General features: G+C 60.4%; 12 protein-coding genes. 7 read left to right on the forward strand and 5 right to left on the reverse strand.

The features are described from left to right. The first annotated feature begins 150 nt into the window (after positions 1–150). From PQT43_RS23775 to PQT43_RS23795, 5 genes are all read left to right on the forward strand, one after another. Positions 151–675, forward strand: coding sequence for a DUF6586 family protein (locus PQT43_RS23775; RefSeq protein ID WP_102879018.1), 525 nt, complete (start codon positions 151–153; stop codon positions 673–675). 50 nt (positions 676–725) lie between these two features. Beyond that, positions 726–1,769 (forward strand): hypothetical protein, encoded by a 1,044-nt coding sequence (locus tag PQT43_RS23780; RefSeq protein ID WP_272754761.1) that lies wholly within the window; start codon positions 726–728, stop codon positions 1,767–1,769. Beyond that, complete coding sequence (locus PQT43_RS23785) at positions 1,769–2,785, forward strand: hypothetical protein (protein WP_267269681.1); 1,017 nt, start codon at positions 1,769–1,771, stop codon at positions 2,783–2,785. The genes PQT43_RS23780 and PQT43_RS23785 overlap by 1 nt, the downstream gene beginning before the upstream one ends. Positions 2,786–2,788: 3 nt before the next feature. Next, entirely contained in the window at positions 2,789–3,346 is a 558-nt protein-coding gene (locus PQT43_RS23790) for a LemA family protein (RefSeq protein WP_267269682.1), read from the forward strand. 158 nt (positions 3,347–3,504) lie between these two features. Continuing rightward, the gene (locus PQT43_RS23795) at positions 3,505–3,738 is read left to right on the forward strand and encodes a hypothetical protein (RefSeq protein ID WP_102864101.1); all 234 of its coding nucleotides are present in this window, start codon (positions 3,505–3,507) and stop codon (positions 3,736–3,738) included. A gap of 106 nt (positions 3,739–3,844) precedes the next feature. Here PQT43_RS23795 and sulA read toward each other — a convergent pair whose 3' ends face one another. Both sulA and lexA read right to left on the reverse strand, forming a co-directional pair. Continuing rightward, positions 3,845–4,318 carry an SOS-induced cell division inhibitor SulA gene (gene sulA / locus PQT43_RS23800; protein ID WP_102863773.1) on the reverse strand — a complete coding sequence of 158 codons (474 nt, stop codon included), beginning with the start codon at positions 4,316–4,318 and terminating at the stop codon, positions 3,845–3,847. Positions 4,319–4,328: 10 nt separating this feature from the next. After that, positions 4,329–4,934, reverse strand: coding sequence for a transcriptional repressor LexA (lexA, locus tag PQT43_RS23805; protein ID WP_102863772.1), 606 nt, complete (start codon positions 4,932–4,934; stop codon positions 4,329–4,331). Between the two features lie 251 nt (positions 4,935–5,185). Between lexA and PQT43_RS23810 the strand changes: the two genes are divergently transcribed. Beyond that, a complete protein-coding gene (locus tag PQT43_RS23810) occupies positions 5,186–5,893 on the forward strand; it encodes a TetR/AcrR family transcriptional regulator (protein WP_016967101.1) in 708 nt (235 codons plus the stop codon). Between the two features lie 198 nt (positions 5,894–6,091). Then, positions 6,092–7,090 (forward strand): beta-N-acetylhexosaminidase, encoded by a 999-nt coding sequence (nagZ, locus tag PQT43_RS23815; RefSeq protein WP_213665265.1) that lies wholly within the window; start codon positions 6,092–6,094, stop codon positions 7,088–7,090. A 51-nt stretch (positions 7,091–7,141) separates the two neighbouring features. On the opposite strand, the gene PQT43_RS23820 is transcribed toward nagZ, so the two are convergent. The 3 genes from PQT43_RS23820 to mfd are packed head-to-tail and all read right to left on the reverse strand — an operon-like array spanning position 7,142 to position 13,870. Beyond that, positions 7,142–9,832: a DEAD/DEAH box helicase gene (locus tag PQT43_RS23820; RefSeq protein ID WP_253084528.1), complete on the reverse strand. Its 2,691-nt coding sequence runs from the start codon at positions 9,830–9,832 to the stop codon at positions 7,142–7,144. Positions 9,833–9,843: 11 nt separating this feature from the next. Beyond that, positions 9,844–10,410, reverse strand: a complete 567-nt coding sequence (locus PQT43_RS23825) for a CsiV family protein (RefSeq protein ID WP_272754763.1) — start codon at positions 10,408–10,410, stop codon at positions 9,844–9,846. Positions 10,411–10,420: 10 nt separating this feature from the next. Beyond that, positions 10,421–13,870, reverse strand: coding sequence for a transcription-repair coupling factor (mfd, locus tag PQT43_RS23830; protein ID WP_267269683.1), 3,450 nt, complete (start codon positions 13,868–13,870; stop codon positions 10,421–10,423). Positions 13,871–14,201: the final 331 nt, after the last annotated feature.

Below are 14,201 nucleotides of genomic sequence, written 5' to 3' on the forward strand. Positions count from 1 at the left end.
AGGGGTTTGCTCCTCGATGTAGCGCTGTACAGGGCCGCATGATTCCGTTGGGAGTCATGCGGCCTTTCTTTTGCCTTGCGGTGCGCGGGAGTGATCCTTGAAACTGTGCCGTCCGCATCCGGTTCTCTTCTTGTAGTGGAGGCTGCCTACATGGCCCACGAGCTCTATACCCGTACCAATCAGAAAATCTACTTTGCCGGCCTGGCCCTCGAGTCCCTGGCCCGGGCCGAAGAGGGGCGGGCGATGAATGCCCAGGCACAGGTTCAGGCCGGGCGCGAATCGGTGCTGTTCCACCTGTACGGTGCCTTGCTGGGGCTATGCCACGAAATTGCAGGGTTCTACCGGCTGCCGCAGGCCAATGCTGCGCGGGTCGAGCAGATCCTTAGCCGTGAAGTGCTGGATAGCATTGCGATTCCCGAGCTGGCGGAGCTGGTGGAATTGGCGCAGAGCCCGCAGACCTGGCTGGCGCAACTGCTATCCGCTTACAGCGAACTCTTTCAACCACCGCGAGCGCCGCACAAGCCCAAGGGCGATGTGACCCAGCCGCTGATCGTGGCGGTCAATCTGGATGAGGAAGAGTCGGAGCAGGAACTGAGCCGGGAAGAGCTGGAAAGTTGGCGGCAGAATCTCAAGGCCCTGGCCATTCGTTTTCGAGATGGCTTGAACGAGTGTTGAGCCTGAGCGTCGCTTGATACGCGACGCGTTTAATTGATCAAGGAAGATTTATGTTGTTCTTCTTGCGTGACCAAGCGCTAGTTCGCCTGCTGAGCGATTGCCAGATGCGAGTCATCAACGCTCAGTCCAAGGCGGATCTGCTGGAGGTGCTCGACCGGCTGGAGATATTCCCCGGTGGCCTGGAATTCGATCATATGCAGTCAATAACGCTCCTGGTGCTGGCGTTTGCCGCGCTAGCGGCTGGGTTGTTGATGGATGGCATGGGCGGGATGTTCTGGGTGTTTGTGGCTCTTTGTTTCTTCAGCTACCGGGTCAGCAAGGGCGTCTCTGGGGCGTTGACGGATCTGGCGGCGAGCATTACCCGCAAGTGCATGATGTTGGGCAACGACTTGAGCGAATTCGACAGCAGTGCCGACTGGCGCCTGAAGAGACTGGACAACGAATTCACCGATTACCAGCGGGGCAGCGAGATTGAGCAGCGCCGTATCCTGGACTCGCTCCAGGGGGTGTATCGAGGAGAGCAGCATTCGCTGGCATTCGAGTATCACCATCTACGATATGTGATCTCCAGTCGCGAGCGCGAGGCCGGCGGAGGCTTCAGGACGGTTTACACGAACTACCACCGCTACAGTCTGGTGGTGGACTTCCCTTGGGTGAGAGAGATTGCGGTTCGATCCAGCCCCTTGGAAATACCGCTGTCTGGACAGCCCTTCAAGACCGACCGCGACGATTTCAATCAGACCTTTGTGCTGCGCGGCATTGACCCCGCCTGTTGCGAGCGCTTCGCCACGCCTGCGACGCTGGATCTGTTGATTGAGCTTTCGCGCCAGCTCCATGGGGTCAATCTGGAGTTCTCCAGCCAGGGACGGCTCTGCCTGAGCTTCAGCAATGAAGACATCATGGCTTATGCCGATCCGGGGTTGCTGAGTGATCTGGCGGTCTTTCGTGAGCGGATCGAGGCTGGTATCGAGTTGCCGAAGTTGTATCCGTTGTTGGCGCAGATAGAGCGGTTGGCCCAGCAGCACGACGGTCATGTTGTTACTGCTGTCGTTCCACAGACTTCCGAATCCAGCGAATTGAGCAAGGAAGAATGATGCAGTTTCTCAAGCATGATGCCGAGCTGGTCCGCTTGTTGGCCAGCTGCGACTCGGAAGTCGCACGCGCCAGGTCAAACGAGGATTTGCTGAAGGTTATCGACAAGCTCCGCACCTTCAAAGGTGGGTTGAAATTCGATCATGCCCAGCCCCTGGTGCTGTTGATGCTGGCTATTGCTGCGGCCGTGCCTGCCATGGCTGGTGTGATCCCGATGGTGTTTGTCGTGGCGTGCCTGGGTTTTGCCAGTCTGTACATCTGGATGAGCCGTAAGGCGGCCTTTGACGAGCTACCGAAGAAGATAGCCCGTAAATGTTCGTTCCTCAGTAATGGTCTGTGGGACCCGGGTGGATCAGCTGATGAGCGTTTCAGGCAATTGAGCGGTGAGTTTGATGACTATGACCGTGGCAATGACAGTCGTCGTATCGAGGCTTCGGCCAAGGGGGTCTATCAGGGGACTCGGCACGAGCTGTCTTTTGTCTTTCACCACCTGCGTTATGTGAACTCTCATATCAAGAAAAAATCCGATGGCGAGTCCGAGCGGGTGTATGAGAGCTTCGATCGCTTCAGTCTGGTGGTGGAGTTCCCCTGGGTGAGGGGCGTGGCAGTGCGCAGCAATCTCCCGGATAAAAAAATTACCAAGCGCAAGGTCTTCGAGACTACCTTCGATGACTTCAACAGGACTTTCATGTTTTGTGGCGAGAGTGAGCTGGCTTGCGCAAGGTTCGCAACGCCCACCACCCTGGTTTTCTTGCTGGGTCTTTGTCGGCGGCTGAAGAATGTGAATCTGGAGTTTTCCAGTCAGGGGCGCTTGTGTCTGAGCTTCGATGATGCCGAAGTCATGGCCTATCAGGACCCGGGAACCCTTGAGGACCTTCCGGGCTTCTACGCAAAGATCAAGCAGGGGCTTAAATTGCCGAACCTTTTTCCGGTTCTGACCCTCGTGCATGAGTTGGCGGAGTTGCAGGACAACAATTTCGAGCTTCCGCTGACAGTCACCGATGATATGGAGCAGTAGGGTATGGAATTGTTGTTAGTGATTGCGATTGTCTTGGGTGTCCTTGCCTATGTGCATTACAACAAGATCGTCAGCGCTTATAACCGCGTGCAACGGGCCTGGTCGGATGTGCTCACCTACCAGAGGCAGAAGATCAAGGTGCTGGATGTGCTTGAGCCGCAAGTGGCCGGTTTTCAGGATTACGAAAGCCAGTTGCTGGAGAAAATAGTCGGACTCCGTAGCGCCATCACCAGCTTGCCATCTGTGGCGGATGGCGAGGCGTTGAAGTCGGTGGATCGCGGGACCAAGGCGTTGCTGGGAGGGTTGAACCTGGCGTTTGAAGCCTATCCCGAGCTCAAGTCTGCGGAGCTGATGAACAACCTGATGCGTGAGGTAGCCGAGCAGGAGGGCAATGTCAGCGGCGCCATTACCCTGTTCAATCTGAATGTGGAGCATTTCAATAACAGCATTCAGTTGTTTCCCGGCTCGCTGGTTAATCGGTTGACCCTGAAAAAGTCACTGGTCACGCCGTTTTCCGACAGCCAGGCGTCGGCGGGTTTTGAATACAGGCCGAATTTCTGAGGGGCTCTGCTGCGCCTCTGTGGCGGGTTCGGCTTAGGGGACATCGGGTGGAGAAGGGAAGGTGGCGCGTCGAGCAGTAGCTGCTGCCATGCAAGATCCTGAGCGAGGTGGGGGTTATGACTGATATAATCCCCGCCTTTCGTGGAGACCAGACTTTTATGCCAACGTCCTTTCTAGAAATTGTCGAGTTGCCAGACGGTCGTATTGAGCTGCGCAGAGCTGAGGACGAGGGTTCTCTGGTTACTTTGGATTTTTCCGAAGATGCCAAAGTCTTTTTGCAAGGTCAGCATGTGGAAGTGGCCAAGGCCATGTTGAGCGTCGGCGTGCAGATGGCCGGACGCTTGGTTGAAGGTGAAATCGACAAGGAAGACGGTCCGCGGGTTCTCCACTAAACCCGTTTATCGGTTTTCTTCCGGTTATTCGTCATATTTGTTCCGGCTTCTCAATCCTGGAGAAGCCTCGCGTCATTCAAGCGCATTTACTGTGACTTCCCGGTATTTATCCCAGGCGAATATTCAGGCTTTGCGCATCACCCGTGCGTGCGGCACTGATCAATTGTTGCCGAGCACTGCCGCTTAGCGGGTTCAGCCAACTGACCACGGTATGGCTGCGGCCCAGTCTTAAGGCTTCACAAGCGAGCTGCTGCGGGCTTTGATTACCCCGTGGATGCAGCAGCAGGATGCGCTCGCGATTCAGTCCAGCCTCCCGCAACCAGCTTTGGGTCAGGCTGGATGGAGGGGCGATCAGGGTCAGCCAGCGGGCGTCCTGATCCTGGCTCAGCTCCCTGAGAATGGGAGCCAGAAGGTTCAGGCAGTTCCCGGTGGCGCCGCGCAGCGACAGTTCACTGAAGGCTTCTGGATCGTTGTTCCAGGGCGATTCGACCGCTTCCTTGAGTACGGGCGCCAGTGGCTGGGCCAGGAACGCTTCGAATAGTGGTAGTTGTGCTTGCTGTGGTGTCTGGGGGAACTGCATGGAGCCTCCTTTAGCGGCGAATGACGCCGACACTCAAGCCTTCGATCACCAGTTCCTGATCTTTCAGGTTGACTTCGATAGGGGCAAATTCCGGATTCTCGGCGATCAGCCAGACCTTGCTGCCTTCGCGCTTGAAGCGCTTGACCGTGACTTCATCGCCGATGCGCGCGACTACAATCTGGCCATTACGAGCTTCGCGGGTGGTATGCACCGCGAGCAGGTCGCCGTCGAAGATGCCGATGTCTTTCATGCTCATGCCTTGGACCCGAAGCAAGTAGTCGGCGCGAGGATTAAAGAAGGTCGGGTTAATGTTGCAGGACTCTTCGATGTGCTGTTGGGCGAGAATGGGGGCGCCGGCGGCGACACGACCGATGATGGGTAGCGAGTCGTCGGTTTTGGCTTCAAAACCGGGGATGCGAATGCCGCGAGAGGCTCCCGGAGTCATCTCGATAGCGCCTTTGCGGGCCAGAGCCTTGAGGTGTTCTTCGGCGGCATTGGGTGACTTGAAGCCCAGCTCCTGGGCAATTTCGGCACGGGTGGGGGGATACCCGTTGTCTTCGAGGCAGCGTTTGATAAAAGCCAGAATCTCAGCTTGGCGTGGCGTCAGTTTTAGCATGTCGATCGCTCTGTCTTTTTATACAGTGACTGGGATTATATACAGTGAGTGTCACTTGGCAATCCTCCTTTTTCTGGGGGCTACCGGGCGGTCATCATCCTGATGCTGGAATCCGTTGCCGAAGGCTGGCTACAGAGGTCGGTAGGTATGATTAAATAGCGCGCCGTACGGCCTCTGCAGAGGCCGGCAGGCTTGACATTGCAGAGCCTGAAACGTATGTTTCAAACAAGTGTTTGTCAGGCGGAGTAGCCATGGCCCAGTCGGAAACCGTTGAACGCATTCTCGATGCTGCCGAGCAGTTGTTCGCGGAAAAAGGTTTTGCCGAAACCTCGTTGCGGCTGATCACCAGCAAGGCCGGGGTCAACCTGGCGGCAGTCAACTATCATTTCGGTTCCAAGAAGGCGTTGATCCAGGCAGTGTTCTCGCGCTTCCTTGGACCTTTCTGCATCAGTCTTGATCGCGAGCTGGAGCGGCGGCAGTCAAAACCGGACAGCAAGCCGAGTCTTGAGGAACTGTTGGAAATCCTCGTCGAACAGGCGCTGGTGGTGCAGCCTCGTAGCGGTAACGACCTGTCGATCTTCATGCGTCTGCTGGGACTGGCCTTTAGTCAGAGCCAGGGCCATTTGCGGCGTTATCTGGAAGACATGTACGGCAAGGTATTCCGCCGTTATATGTTGCTGGTTAACGAAGCGGCGCCGCGTATTCCGCCCATCGAGTTGTTCTGGCGTGTGCACTTCATGCTGGGTGCTGCGGCCTTCAGCATGTCCGGGATCAAGGCATTGCGCGCCATCGCTGAGACCGATTTCGGGGTCAATACCTCCATCGAGCAGGTGATGCGGCTGATGGTGCCGTTCCTCGCCGCCGGCATGCGTGCCGAAACCGGGGTCACGGACGAAGCCATGGCTAGCGCTCAGCTCAAGCCGCGTAGCAAGTCGGCCCCGGCAGTCGCCAAGGCTTGACCTCACGGGTGGGCGCGACAGCTTACATCCGCTAAGCTAGCCGCCCATGCCGATTCCCGTTTTACCCCTGTGCTTTCCTCTCGTCGATGTCGATCGGCTCGGCTGTGTTCCTCGTGGATACGGCCTTGTCTGCGTCGCCAGGAAGCCATCGCTGATGGCGCGCGTATTTGTGATTAAGGAAATTTTATGACCGTTGGCCTGCAAGGCTCCTTGATGGTGGACGTCGCCGGTACTTGGCTGACGGCTGAAGATCGCCAACTCCTGCGCCAGCCGCAAGTGGGTGGATTGATCATCTTTGCTCGCAATATCGAGCATCCGCGCCAGGTGCGTGAGCTCAGTGCGTCGATCCGCGCCATCCGTCCTGATCTGCTATTGGCGGTGGATCAGGAAGGTGGCCGGGTACAGCGGCTACGCCAGGGCTTTGTTCGTCTGCCGGCCATGCGCGCCCTCGCGGATAACCCGAATGCCGAATACCTGGCTGAACAGTGTGGCTGGATCATGGCCACCGAAGTGCTGGCTGTGGGCCTGGATCTGAGTTTTGCTCCGGTCCTGGACCTTGATCATCAGCGCAGTGCGGTGGTGGGTAGCCGGGCTTTCGAGGGGAATCCGGAACGTGCGGCGCTGTTGGCCGGTGCCTTTATCCGCGGCATGAACAGCGCCGGGATGGCGGCCACGGGCAAGCATTTCCCCGGGCATGGCTGGGCCGAGGCCGATTCCCATGTGGCGATTCCCAACGACGAGCGCAGCCTGGAGGAGATTCGTGCCAAGGACCTGCTGCCATTTGCGCGCCTGAGCAAGCAACTGGCGGCAGTGATGCCGGCTCATGTGATCTACCCGCAAGTCGACCCCCAGCCGGCCGGTTTCTCTCGGCGCTGGTTGCAGGACATCCTGCGTGGCGAACTGCAATTTGACGGGGTGATCTTCAGTGATGACTTGTCCATGGCCGGCGCTCACGTGGTGGGGGATGCCGCGAGCCGGATCGAAGCCGCTCTTGGTGCCGGTTGTGACATGGGCCTGGTGTGCAATGACCGTGCTGCGGCCGAGCTGGCATTGAGCGCGGCGCAGCGCCTTAAAGTGCAGCCGTCGCCGCGCATTGCACGGATGCGTGGTCAGGCGTTTGCCAATGTTGAGTACAAGCAGGACCCTCGCTGGCTCAAGGCCCTGGAGGCGTTGAGGGCTGCCCAGCTGATTGACTGAGGACGCCTGACTAATGGGCACCAGGAGCAATTCCCGGGTGCCCATATCGGGTCAGCGGCCGGCTTTGTTGTCCGGCAACGGTGCGAACAGGGCTTCGATGTCTTCACTCTGCAGCTTCCAGTCGCCGGCCTTGCGCCCGTCCAGTACGCCTGCCGCCAGGTCTGACTTCTCTTGTTGCAGGAGCTGGATCTTCTCCTCCACGGTGCCCCGGGCAATCAGCTTGTAGACGAACACCGGCTTTTCCTGGCCGATGCGGTAGGCGCGGTCGGTAGCCTGGCTCTCGGTCGCCGGGTTCCACCACGGATCGTAGTGGATCACGGTGTCGGCCTCGGTCAGATTCAGGCCCACGCCGCCCGCTTTGAGGCTGATCAAAAAGATCTGCAGCTTGCCGCTCTGGAAATCCCGCACCGGCGTGCGCCGATCCCGGGTCTGGCCGGTGAGCAGGGCGTAGGCGATTTTGCGTCGTTTGAGCTCGGCTTCGATCAGGCTCAGCATCGAGGTGAACTGCGAAAACAGCAGAATGCGCCGGCCTTCTTCGAACAACTCCTCAAGCATCTCCATCAGGCTGTCGAGTTTGCCCGACGAGCTGCCCCGCGCCGGGGGCGAGTCGTTGACCAGGCGCAGGTCGCAGCACACCTGGCGCAGTTTGAGCAGGGCTTCGAGGATGATGATCTGGCTGCGCGCCACGCCCTTGCGGGTGATCTCGTCGCGGACTTTCTTGTCCATGGCCAGGCGCATGGTTTCGTAGACGTCCCGTTGCGCCTCATTGAGTTCGACCCAATGGATGATCTCGGTCTTGGGTGGCAGCTCAGTGGCCACTTGCTCCTTGGTGCGGCGTAGCAGGAAGGGTTTGATCCGGCCGTTGAGGTGCTGCAGGCGCACTTCGCTGGCGTGCTTTTCGATCGGCACCCGGTAGTCGCGGTTGAAGCTCCTGGCATCGCCAAGCCAGCCCGGCAACAGGAAGTGGAACAGCGACCAGAGTTCTCCAAGATGGTTTTCCAGGGGCGTGCCAGACAGGCACAGGCGCTGCCGGGCGTTGAGTTCGCGTGCGGCTTGGGCGGCCTTGCTCGACGGGTTCTTGATGTACTGCGCCTCGTCGAGGATCAGTACGTGCAAGGGCTGCGCGGCCAGCAGTTCAACATCCTTGGGCAGCAGTGCATAGGTGGTCAGCAGCAGGTCGTAGTCGGCCAGTTGCGCGAAGTGTTTCTTGCGTCCCGCGCCATACAGCGCCAGAACCTTGAGTTGCGGGGTGAAGTGCGCCGCTTCGTCCAGCCAGTTGGGAATCAGGCTGGTGGGCATGACCACCATGCAAGGGCGGTCCAGGCGGCCGGCGTTTTTCTCGCTGAGGATGTGCGCCAGGGTCTGCAGGGTTTTGCCCAGGCCCATGTCATCGGCGAGGATGCCGCCCACTTCCAGCTGGCGCAGGGACTGCATCCAGCTCAAGCCTTCCTGCTGATAGGGGCGCAGGGTGGCATTCAACCCTTCTGGCACCGGCGCCGAGTAGTCCTTGATGTCGCGCAGGCGCTGGGCAAAGGTGCGGATATGCTCGCCACCTTCCCAGAGCAGTGGCAGGTCCTGCAGTGGGTTCAGCCGTGTGGCATCGGCACTGCTCAGGCGCAGGGCGGTTTCCCCGGGCTCCTGCAGATAGAACTCCCCCAGGGTTGCCAGCACCGGTTTCAGGCGGCCGTAGGGCAGTGCCACTTGCAGCGGGCCGTGCAAGGAATTGGGTCGGTTGGGAATGTTCACCAGGATCAACTCATCGTCACGGCGCCTGGCCAGGCGTTCCGGGTTGAGGAGTTCGGTGTGGGAGCGCATCAGGTTAAGTAGGATCGGCAGCAGGCTCAGGCGCTCGCCATTGACGATGATCCCCAGTTCCAGGTCGAACCAGTCGCGCCCAGGGGCTTCGTCGACGCTGGCGTACCAGTCGTCCACGGCTGTCAGGTCGAAGCCGAAGCCTTCGTCGATCTGCAGCTCCCAGCCCTGGTTGCGCAGCTTGGGCAGCTCATTGAGGGTGAAGGTCAGCCAGGCGCTGTCGTTGACCATCTCGAACAGCTCGCCGGCGCTTTCCGGTAGCGCCTTGCTCTGCCGGGTGGCGATCTTGAAACCCAGGTTTCGCAGTTGCTCGCGCCAGCCTTGCTCACGCTCGGGGTGGCGCTTTATACGCAGGGTCTGATGTTCCTGGCGGATGATCACATCGGCATTCTTCTGGCCGCTGACGTGTTCGCCCATGTAGTTGAATGACAGTGCGGCGCGGTGCTGGATATAGCGCTGCATCTTGCCGTTGCGTGGTTCGAAAGCGCTGAATTCGATGCTTGCCAGCCACAGGCGCGGCACGGGTTGCACATCCTCCAGCAAGTGCTGTGGCAGCGCGGCGGGGCGGCGGCTGTCGAGTACCGCGGAGAGCTTTTCCAGCAGCTCGGCATCCTTGGCTGCGGCGGGATAGGCCAGGGTTTCTTCCACTTGCAACAGCACGGCGGCGATGTGTTTGCAGTTGCTGCGGACCGGGCAGGTGCAATGGGCGTCGATCAGCAGCAGGTTGCCCTTGCTCGATTCTCGCAGGCTGATGTGCTGCCGATAGACATTGCCACCGGAGCCTTCGCAGCTGGCAGTGATAGCGCTGTCTGCGGCGGTAACGATGCGTACACGTCTTTCCAGGGCGTAACGCCGGCCGCGCTCCAAGGTTTGTTCCTTGAAGCGATTGACCCAGGACGGGGCCAGGGGTTTGGTCAGGGGCGGGGTCATAGGGACTTCGATCAGTCCGGTATTTCAGTTGGAGCAGGGCGCGGCGCCGGTGCGGTGAGCGAGGTGATCTTGATCAGCAGCGCCAGGTGGCCGTTGTCCAGGTAGTTGAGCTGACCGTTTTTGGTGTGGCTTTGCTGCTTCAGGCGTTCGCTGCGGGTAACCAGGCCATTGCTGTCGATCTGGTTGATCCAGAAGTCTGCGTCCACATCGGTGAAGCGCCCGAGCTTGAGGTTCAGGGTGCCTTCGATGGGGAACTGGCCGAACAGTTCCGGCCCGTCGCTGAGGGCCACCTTGACCGGGGTTTCCCCCAGGGTCTGCTGCCAGGCCTTGTGCAGCAGCACGCTGTAGTTGCCATTGGCATTGAGCTTCTCGACGATCCCGCCCAGGGCGGGCGTGCGCTGGCTTTCCGGGCTCAGGCGTTGAGCGCCGGCGGCCCAGTCTTCCGGAGCGGCGCGGCTTATGATCTGCGGCTCGGCGTTCTGCCGGACAAGGATCATTTCCACCTGGTACAGATCGTCGGCAAACGCCATGGGCGCGACCAGGGTCAGGAGCAGGGTCAGGGAGCGGAACAGGCGCATGGGGCGTCCTTCAAGCAGTTTTCGGGGTGAGGCGTTCAAACAGTGCCTCCAATGTATTAAAGCGCTCTTCCGGGCGCTCCATAGGCACCATGAACTTGAACAGGGTTGCGCCTTCGAATTTGTAGCGTTTGGGCTGGCTCTGAATCAGTTTGATCAGTGCCAATGGGTCCACCGGCGTATCTGCGGCAAACTCGATGCGCCCGCCTTGCGGGCCGCCGTCGACCTTCTTGATTCCCAGGGTTTCGGCCTGGAGTTTCAGCAGTGTCAGGCGGATCAGGTTTTTGGTGGGCTCGGGCAGCAGGCCGAAGCGGTCGATCATCTCCACTTGCAGGTCCTTCAAGCCGTCCTCGTCGGTTGCCGAGGCGATGCGCTTGTAGAGGATCAGGCGGGCGTGGACATCCGGCAGGTAGTCCTCGGGAATCAGTGCCGGCAGGCGCAGGTTGATTTCTGGGCCGCCGCCCAGGGGCTGGTCGAGGTTCGGCTGTTCGCCCTTGCGGATGGCCTTCACCGCGCGCTCGAGCATCTCCATATAAAGGGTGAAGCCCACAGCCTGGATCTGCCCGCTCTGGCCGTCGCCCAACAGTTCGCCGGCGCCGCGAATTTCCAGGTCGTTGGTGGCCAGCACGAAACCGGCCCCCAGGTCCTGGGTATTGGCGATGGCTTCCAGGCGCTTTTCAGCGTCCGGGGTGATCTGCTGACGCGGGGGTGTCAGCAGGTAGGCATAGGCCTGGTGGTGACTACGGCCGACCCGACCGCGCAACTGGTGCAACTGGGCCAGGCCGAACTTGTCGGCGCGCTCGATGATGATGGTGTTGGCGCTCGGCACGTCGATCCCGGTCTCGATGATGGTCGAGGCGATCAGTACGTTGAAGCGCTTGTGGTAGAAGTCGCTCATCACCTGTTCGAGTTCGCGTTCGCGCATCTGTCCATGGCCGATGCCGATTCGTGCTTCGGGCACCAGTTCGGCCAGGTCGGCGGCGCATTTCTCGATGGTTTTCACGTCGTTGTGCAGGTAGTACACCTGGCCGCCACGCAGCAGTTCACGCAGCAGGGCCTCTTTGACCGTGCTCTTGTTCTGCTCCATGACAAAGGTGCGGACCGACAGGCGTCGCGCCGGCGGCGTGGCGATGATCGACAAGTCGCGCATGCCGGAGACGGCCATGTTCAGGGTTCGCGGGATCGGCGTGGCGGTCAGGGTGAGGATGTCGACTTCACTGCGCAGGGCCTTGAGCTGTTCCTTCTGGCGCACCCCGAAGCGGTGTTCTTCGTCGATGATCACCAGCCCCAGGTTCTTGATCTTCACATCGTCCTGCAGCAGCTTGTGGGTGCCGATGACGATGTCGATCTTGCCTTCGGCCAGGTCCGCCACCGCGGCGTTCACTTCCTTGGTCGACTTGAAGCGGCTCATCACCTCCACGGTCACCGGCCAGTCGGCGAAGCGGTCGCGGAAGCTGTTGTAGTGCTGTTGAGCGAGCAGGGTGGTGGGCACCAGGATCGCCACTTGCTTGCCGCCGTGGACCGCAATGAAAGCGGCGCGCATGGCCACTTCGGTCTTGCCGAAGCCGACGTCGCCACAGACCAGGCGGTCCATCGGTTTGCCCGAGAGCATGTCCTCGCGTACCGCTTCGATGGTGCTCTGCTGGTCCGGGGTTTCCTCGAAGGGGAAGCCGGCGCTGAAGGTGGCGTAGTCGGCCTTCGGATCGGCGAAGGCGTAACCTTCCCGGGCGGCGCGCCGGGCATAGATGTCCAGCAGCTCGGCGGCCACGTCCCGCACTTGCTCGGCGGCCTTGCGCTTGGCTTTCTGCCAGGCTTCGGAACCGAGGCGGTGCAACGGCGCCAGAGCGTCGTCGCTACCGGTGTAGCGGGCGATCAGGTGCAGGTTGGCCACGGGCACATAGAGCTTGGCGCCCTCTGCGTATTCCAGGGTCAGGAACTCGGCGGCCTGGTTGTCGATCTCCAGGGTCGCCAGACCCAGGTAGCGGCCGACACCGTGGTCGATGTGCACCACCGGCGCGCCTTCGCGCAGCTCGGTGAGGTTCTTGATCACTGCATCGTTATTGGCGTCGGCGCGTTTTTCCCGGCGCCGACGCTGCATCACCCGCTGGCCGAACAGTGGGCTTTCCGCCACCAGGGCCAGGGCTGGATCGTCCAATACCAGTCCCTCGTCCAGAGGGGCAATGGTGATTGCCAGGCGCTCCTTGCTGGCGACGAAATCCGGCCAGCTGTCTACGGTCTTCGGCCGCAGCTTGAGGCGTTCCAGCAGCTCCAGCAGCACTTCCCGGCGGCCGGCGGATTCGGCGGTGAACAACACCCGGCCGGGGAACTCGTCGAGGAAGCCCGAGAGCGCCGCCAGCGGCTGGTTGGCCTTGGCCTCGATGGCCAGGTTGGGCAATTCGTGGGCCGGGAAACGCTCGCGGCCGACGCCGGTTTCGATGTCCTGCTGGCTGGCCACCACCCGTGGCCAGTTTTTCAGGCGGGCGAAGCAGTCTTCCACCGGCAGGAACAGTTCCGCCGGAGGCAGGAGCGGGCGCGATGGATCGACGCGGCGCTCTTCATAGCGGTTGCGTACATCGTTCCAGAAGTTTTCCGCGGCCTGTTCGATGCCCGGCAGGGAGAACACTTGGGTGTCCTGGGGCAGGTAGTCGAACAGGGTCGAAGTCTCTTCGAAGAACAGCGGCAGGTAGTACTCGATACCGGCCGGGGTAATCCCGCTGCTCAGGTCCTGGAAGATCGGGCAGCGGCGGAAGTCCACGTCGAAGCGTTCGCGAAAGCGCGCCTTGAAGCGGGTCACCGCTTCTTTCTGCAGAGGGAATTCCTTGGCCGGCAGCAGGCGCACCGAGTCGACCTTGTCGATGGAGCGCTGGTTCTCCGGATCGAAGGTGCGCAGGGTCTCGATTTCGTCGTCGAACAGGTCGATGCGGTAAGGCAACTTGCTGCCCATGGGGAACAGGTCGATCAAGGCGCCGCGCACGGTGAATTCGCCGTGCTCATAGACTGTATCGACATAGCGATAGCCGCTGGCCTCCAGACGCGTGCGCATCTGTTCCACATCGAGCTTCTGGCCAACGTCCAGTACCAGGCTGCTGCCCAGCAGGAACTGGGTCGGCGCCAGGCGGTGCAGGGCGGTGGTGATGGGCACTACCAGTACGCCGTGCTCCAGCTCCGGCAGCCGGTAGAGGCTGGCGATGCGCTGGGAAATGATGTCCTGGTGCGGCGAGAACAGGTCGTAGGGCAGGGTTTCCCAGTCGGGGAAATGCAGCACCGGCAGATCCGGGGCGAAGAAGCCCAGCTCCTGTTCCAGCCGGTCAGCGCTTTGGCTGTCGGCGGTCAGCAGGAGGGTAAAGCGCTTGGCGGCGCTGGCGGCTTCGGCGATGGCCAGGCTCAGGGCGGCACCGGGCAGGTTGCCCCAATGCTGTTTACCGGCGGCGGCAGGGAGTAGCGGTAGACGCAGGACGGGCACGGACGGTCAAGCTCCAAGCGTTGCGACGAAAGTCGGTAATTGTAACGGCCCCGGGTGGCCACTGTCAGTGGCTGATGCGTCTATTACGCCGGTCAGGGCAAATGTAGTGGCTATGACAACAAAATGTGCTTTTTTGGCGGAAATGTAGTGCCGAATTTGCTTGGTGTTACGGAGGGTTACATACAGGTTGCTTGGCTGTCCAAAAAATTGACGCGGCTGGAAGCCACGGTTTTACTGGCCTCCAGCATAGTGGTGTTTTGTTGCAAGGGCTTTTTGTTACGTTCCGCACGACAGGCGCGCATTGCTACGAGAGGGACTCGGCGTCATAATG

The sequence above is a fragment of the Pseudomonas sp. BLCC-B112 genome (assembly GCF_028550695.1).
GTDB classification, from domain to species: Bacteria; Pseudomonadota; Gammaproteobacteria; order Pseudomonadales; family Pseudomonadaceae; genus Aquipseudomonas; species Aquipseudomonas danubii.

Excerpts from the sequence above, each read along its gene's own strand:
- PQT43_RS23790 (WP_267269682.1), top strand. The coding sequence starts at position 2,789 with ATGGAATTGTTGTTAGTGATTGCGATTGTCTTGGGTGTCCTTGCCTAT.
- PQT43_RS23795 (WP_102864101.1), top strand. The coding sequence starts at position 3,505 with ATGCCAACGTCCTTTCTAGAAATTGTCGAGTTGCCAGACGGTCGTATT.
- PQT43_RS23785 (WP_267269681.1), top strand. The coding sequence starts at position 1,769 with ATGCAGTTTCTCAAGCATGATGCCGAGCTGGTCCGCTTGTTGGCCAGC.
- PQT43_RS23820 (WP_253084528.1), bottom strand. The coding sequence starts at position 9,832 with ATGACCCCGCCCCTGACCAAACCCCTGGCCCCGTCCTGGGTCAATCGC.
- PQT43_RS23825 (WP_272754763.1), bottom strand. The coding sequence starts at position 10,410 with ATGCGCCTGTTCCGCTCCCTGACCCTGCTCCTGACCCTGGTCGCGCCC.
- PQT43_RS23775 (WP_102879018.1), top strand. The coding sequence starts at position 151 with ATGGCCCACGAGCTCTATACCCGTACCAATCAGAAAATCTACTTTGCC.
- PQT43_RS23780 (WP_272754761.1), top strand. The coding sequence starts at position 726 with ATGTTGTTCTTCTTGCGTGACCAAGCGCTAGTTCGCCTGCTGAGCGAT.
- PQT43_RS23810 (WP_016967101.1), top strand. The coding sequence starts at position 5,186 with ATGGCCCAGTCGGAAACCGTTGAACGCATTCTCGATGCTGCCGAGCAG.
- sulA (WP_102863773.1), bottom strand. The coding sequence starts at position 4,318 with ATGCAGTTCCCCCAGACACCACAGCAAGCACAACTACCACTATTCGAA.
- lexA (WP_102863772.1), bottom strand. The coding sequence starts at position 4,934 with ATGCTAAAACTGACGCCACGCCAAGCTGAGATTCTGGCTTTTATCAAA.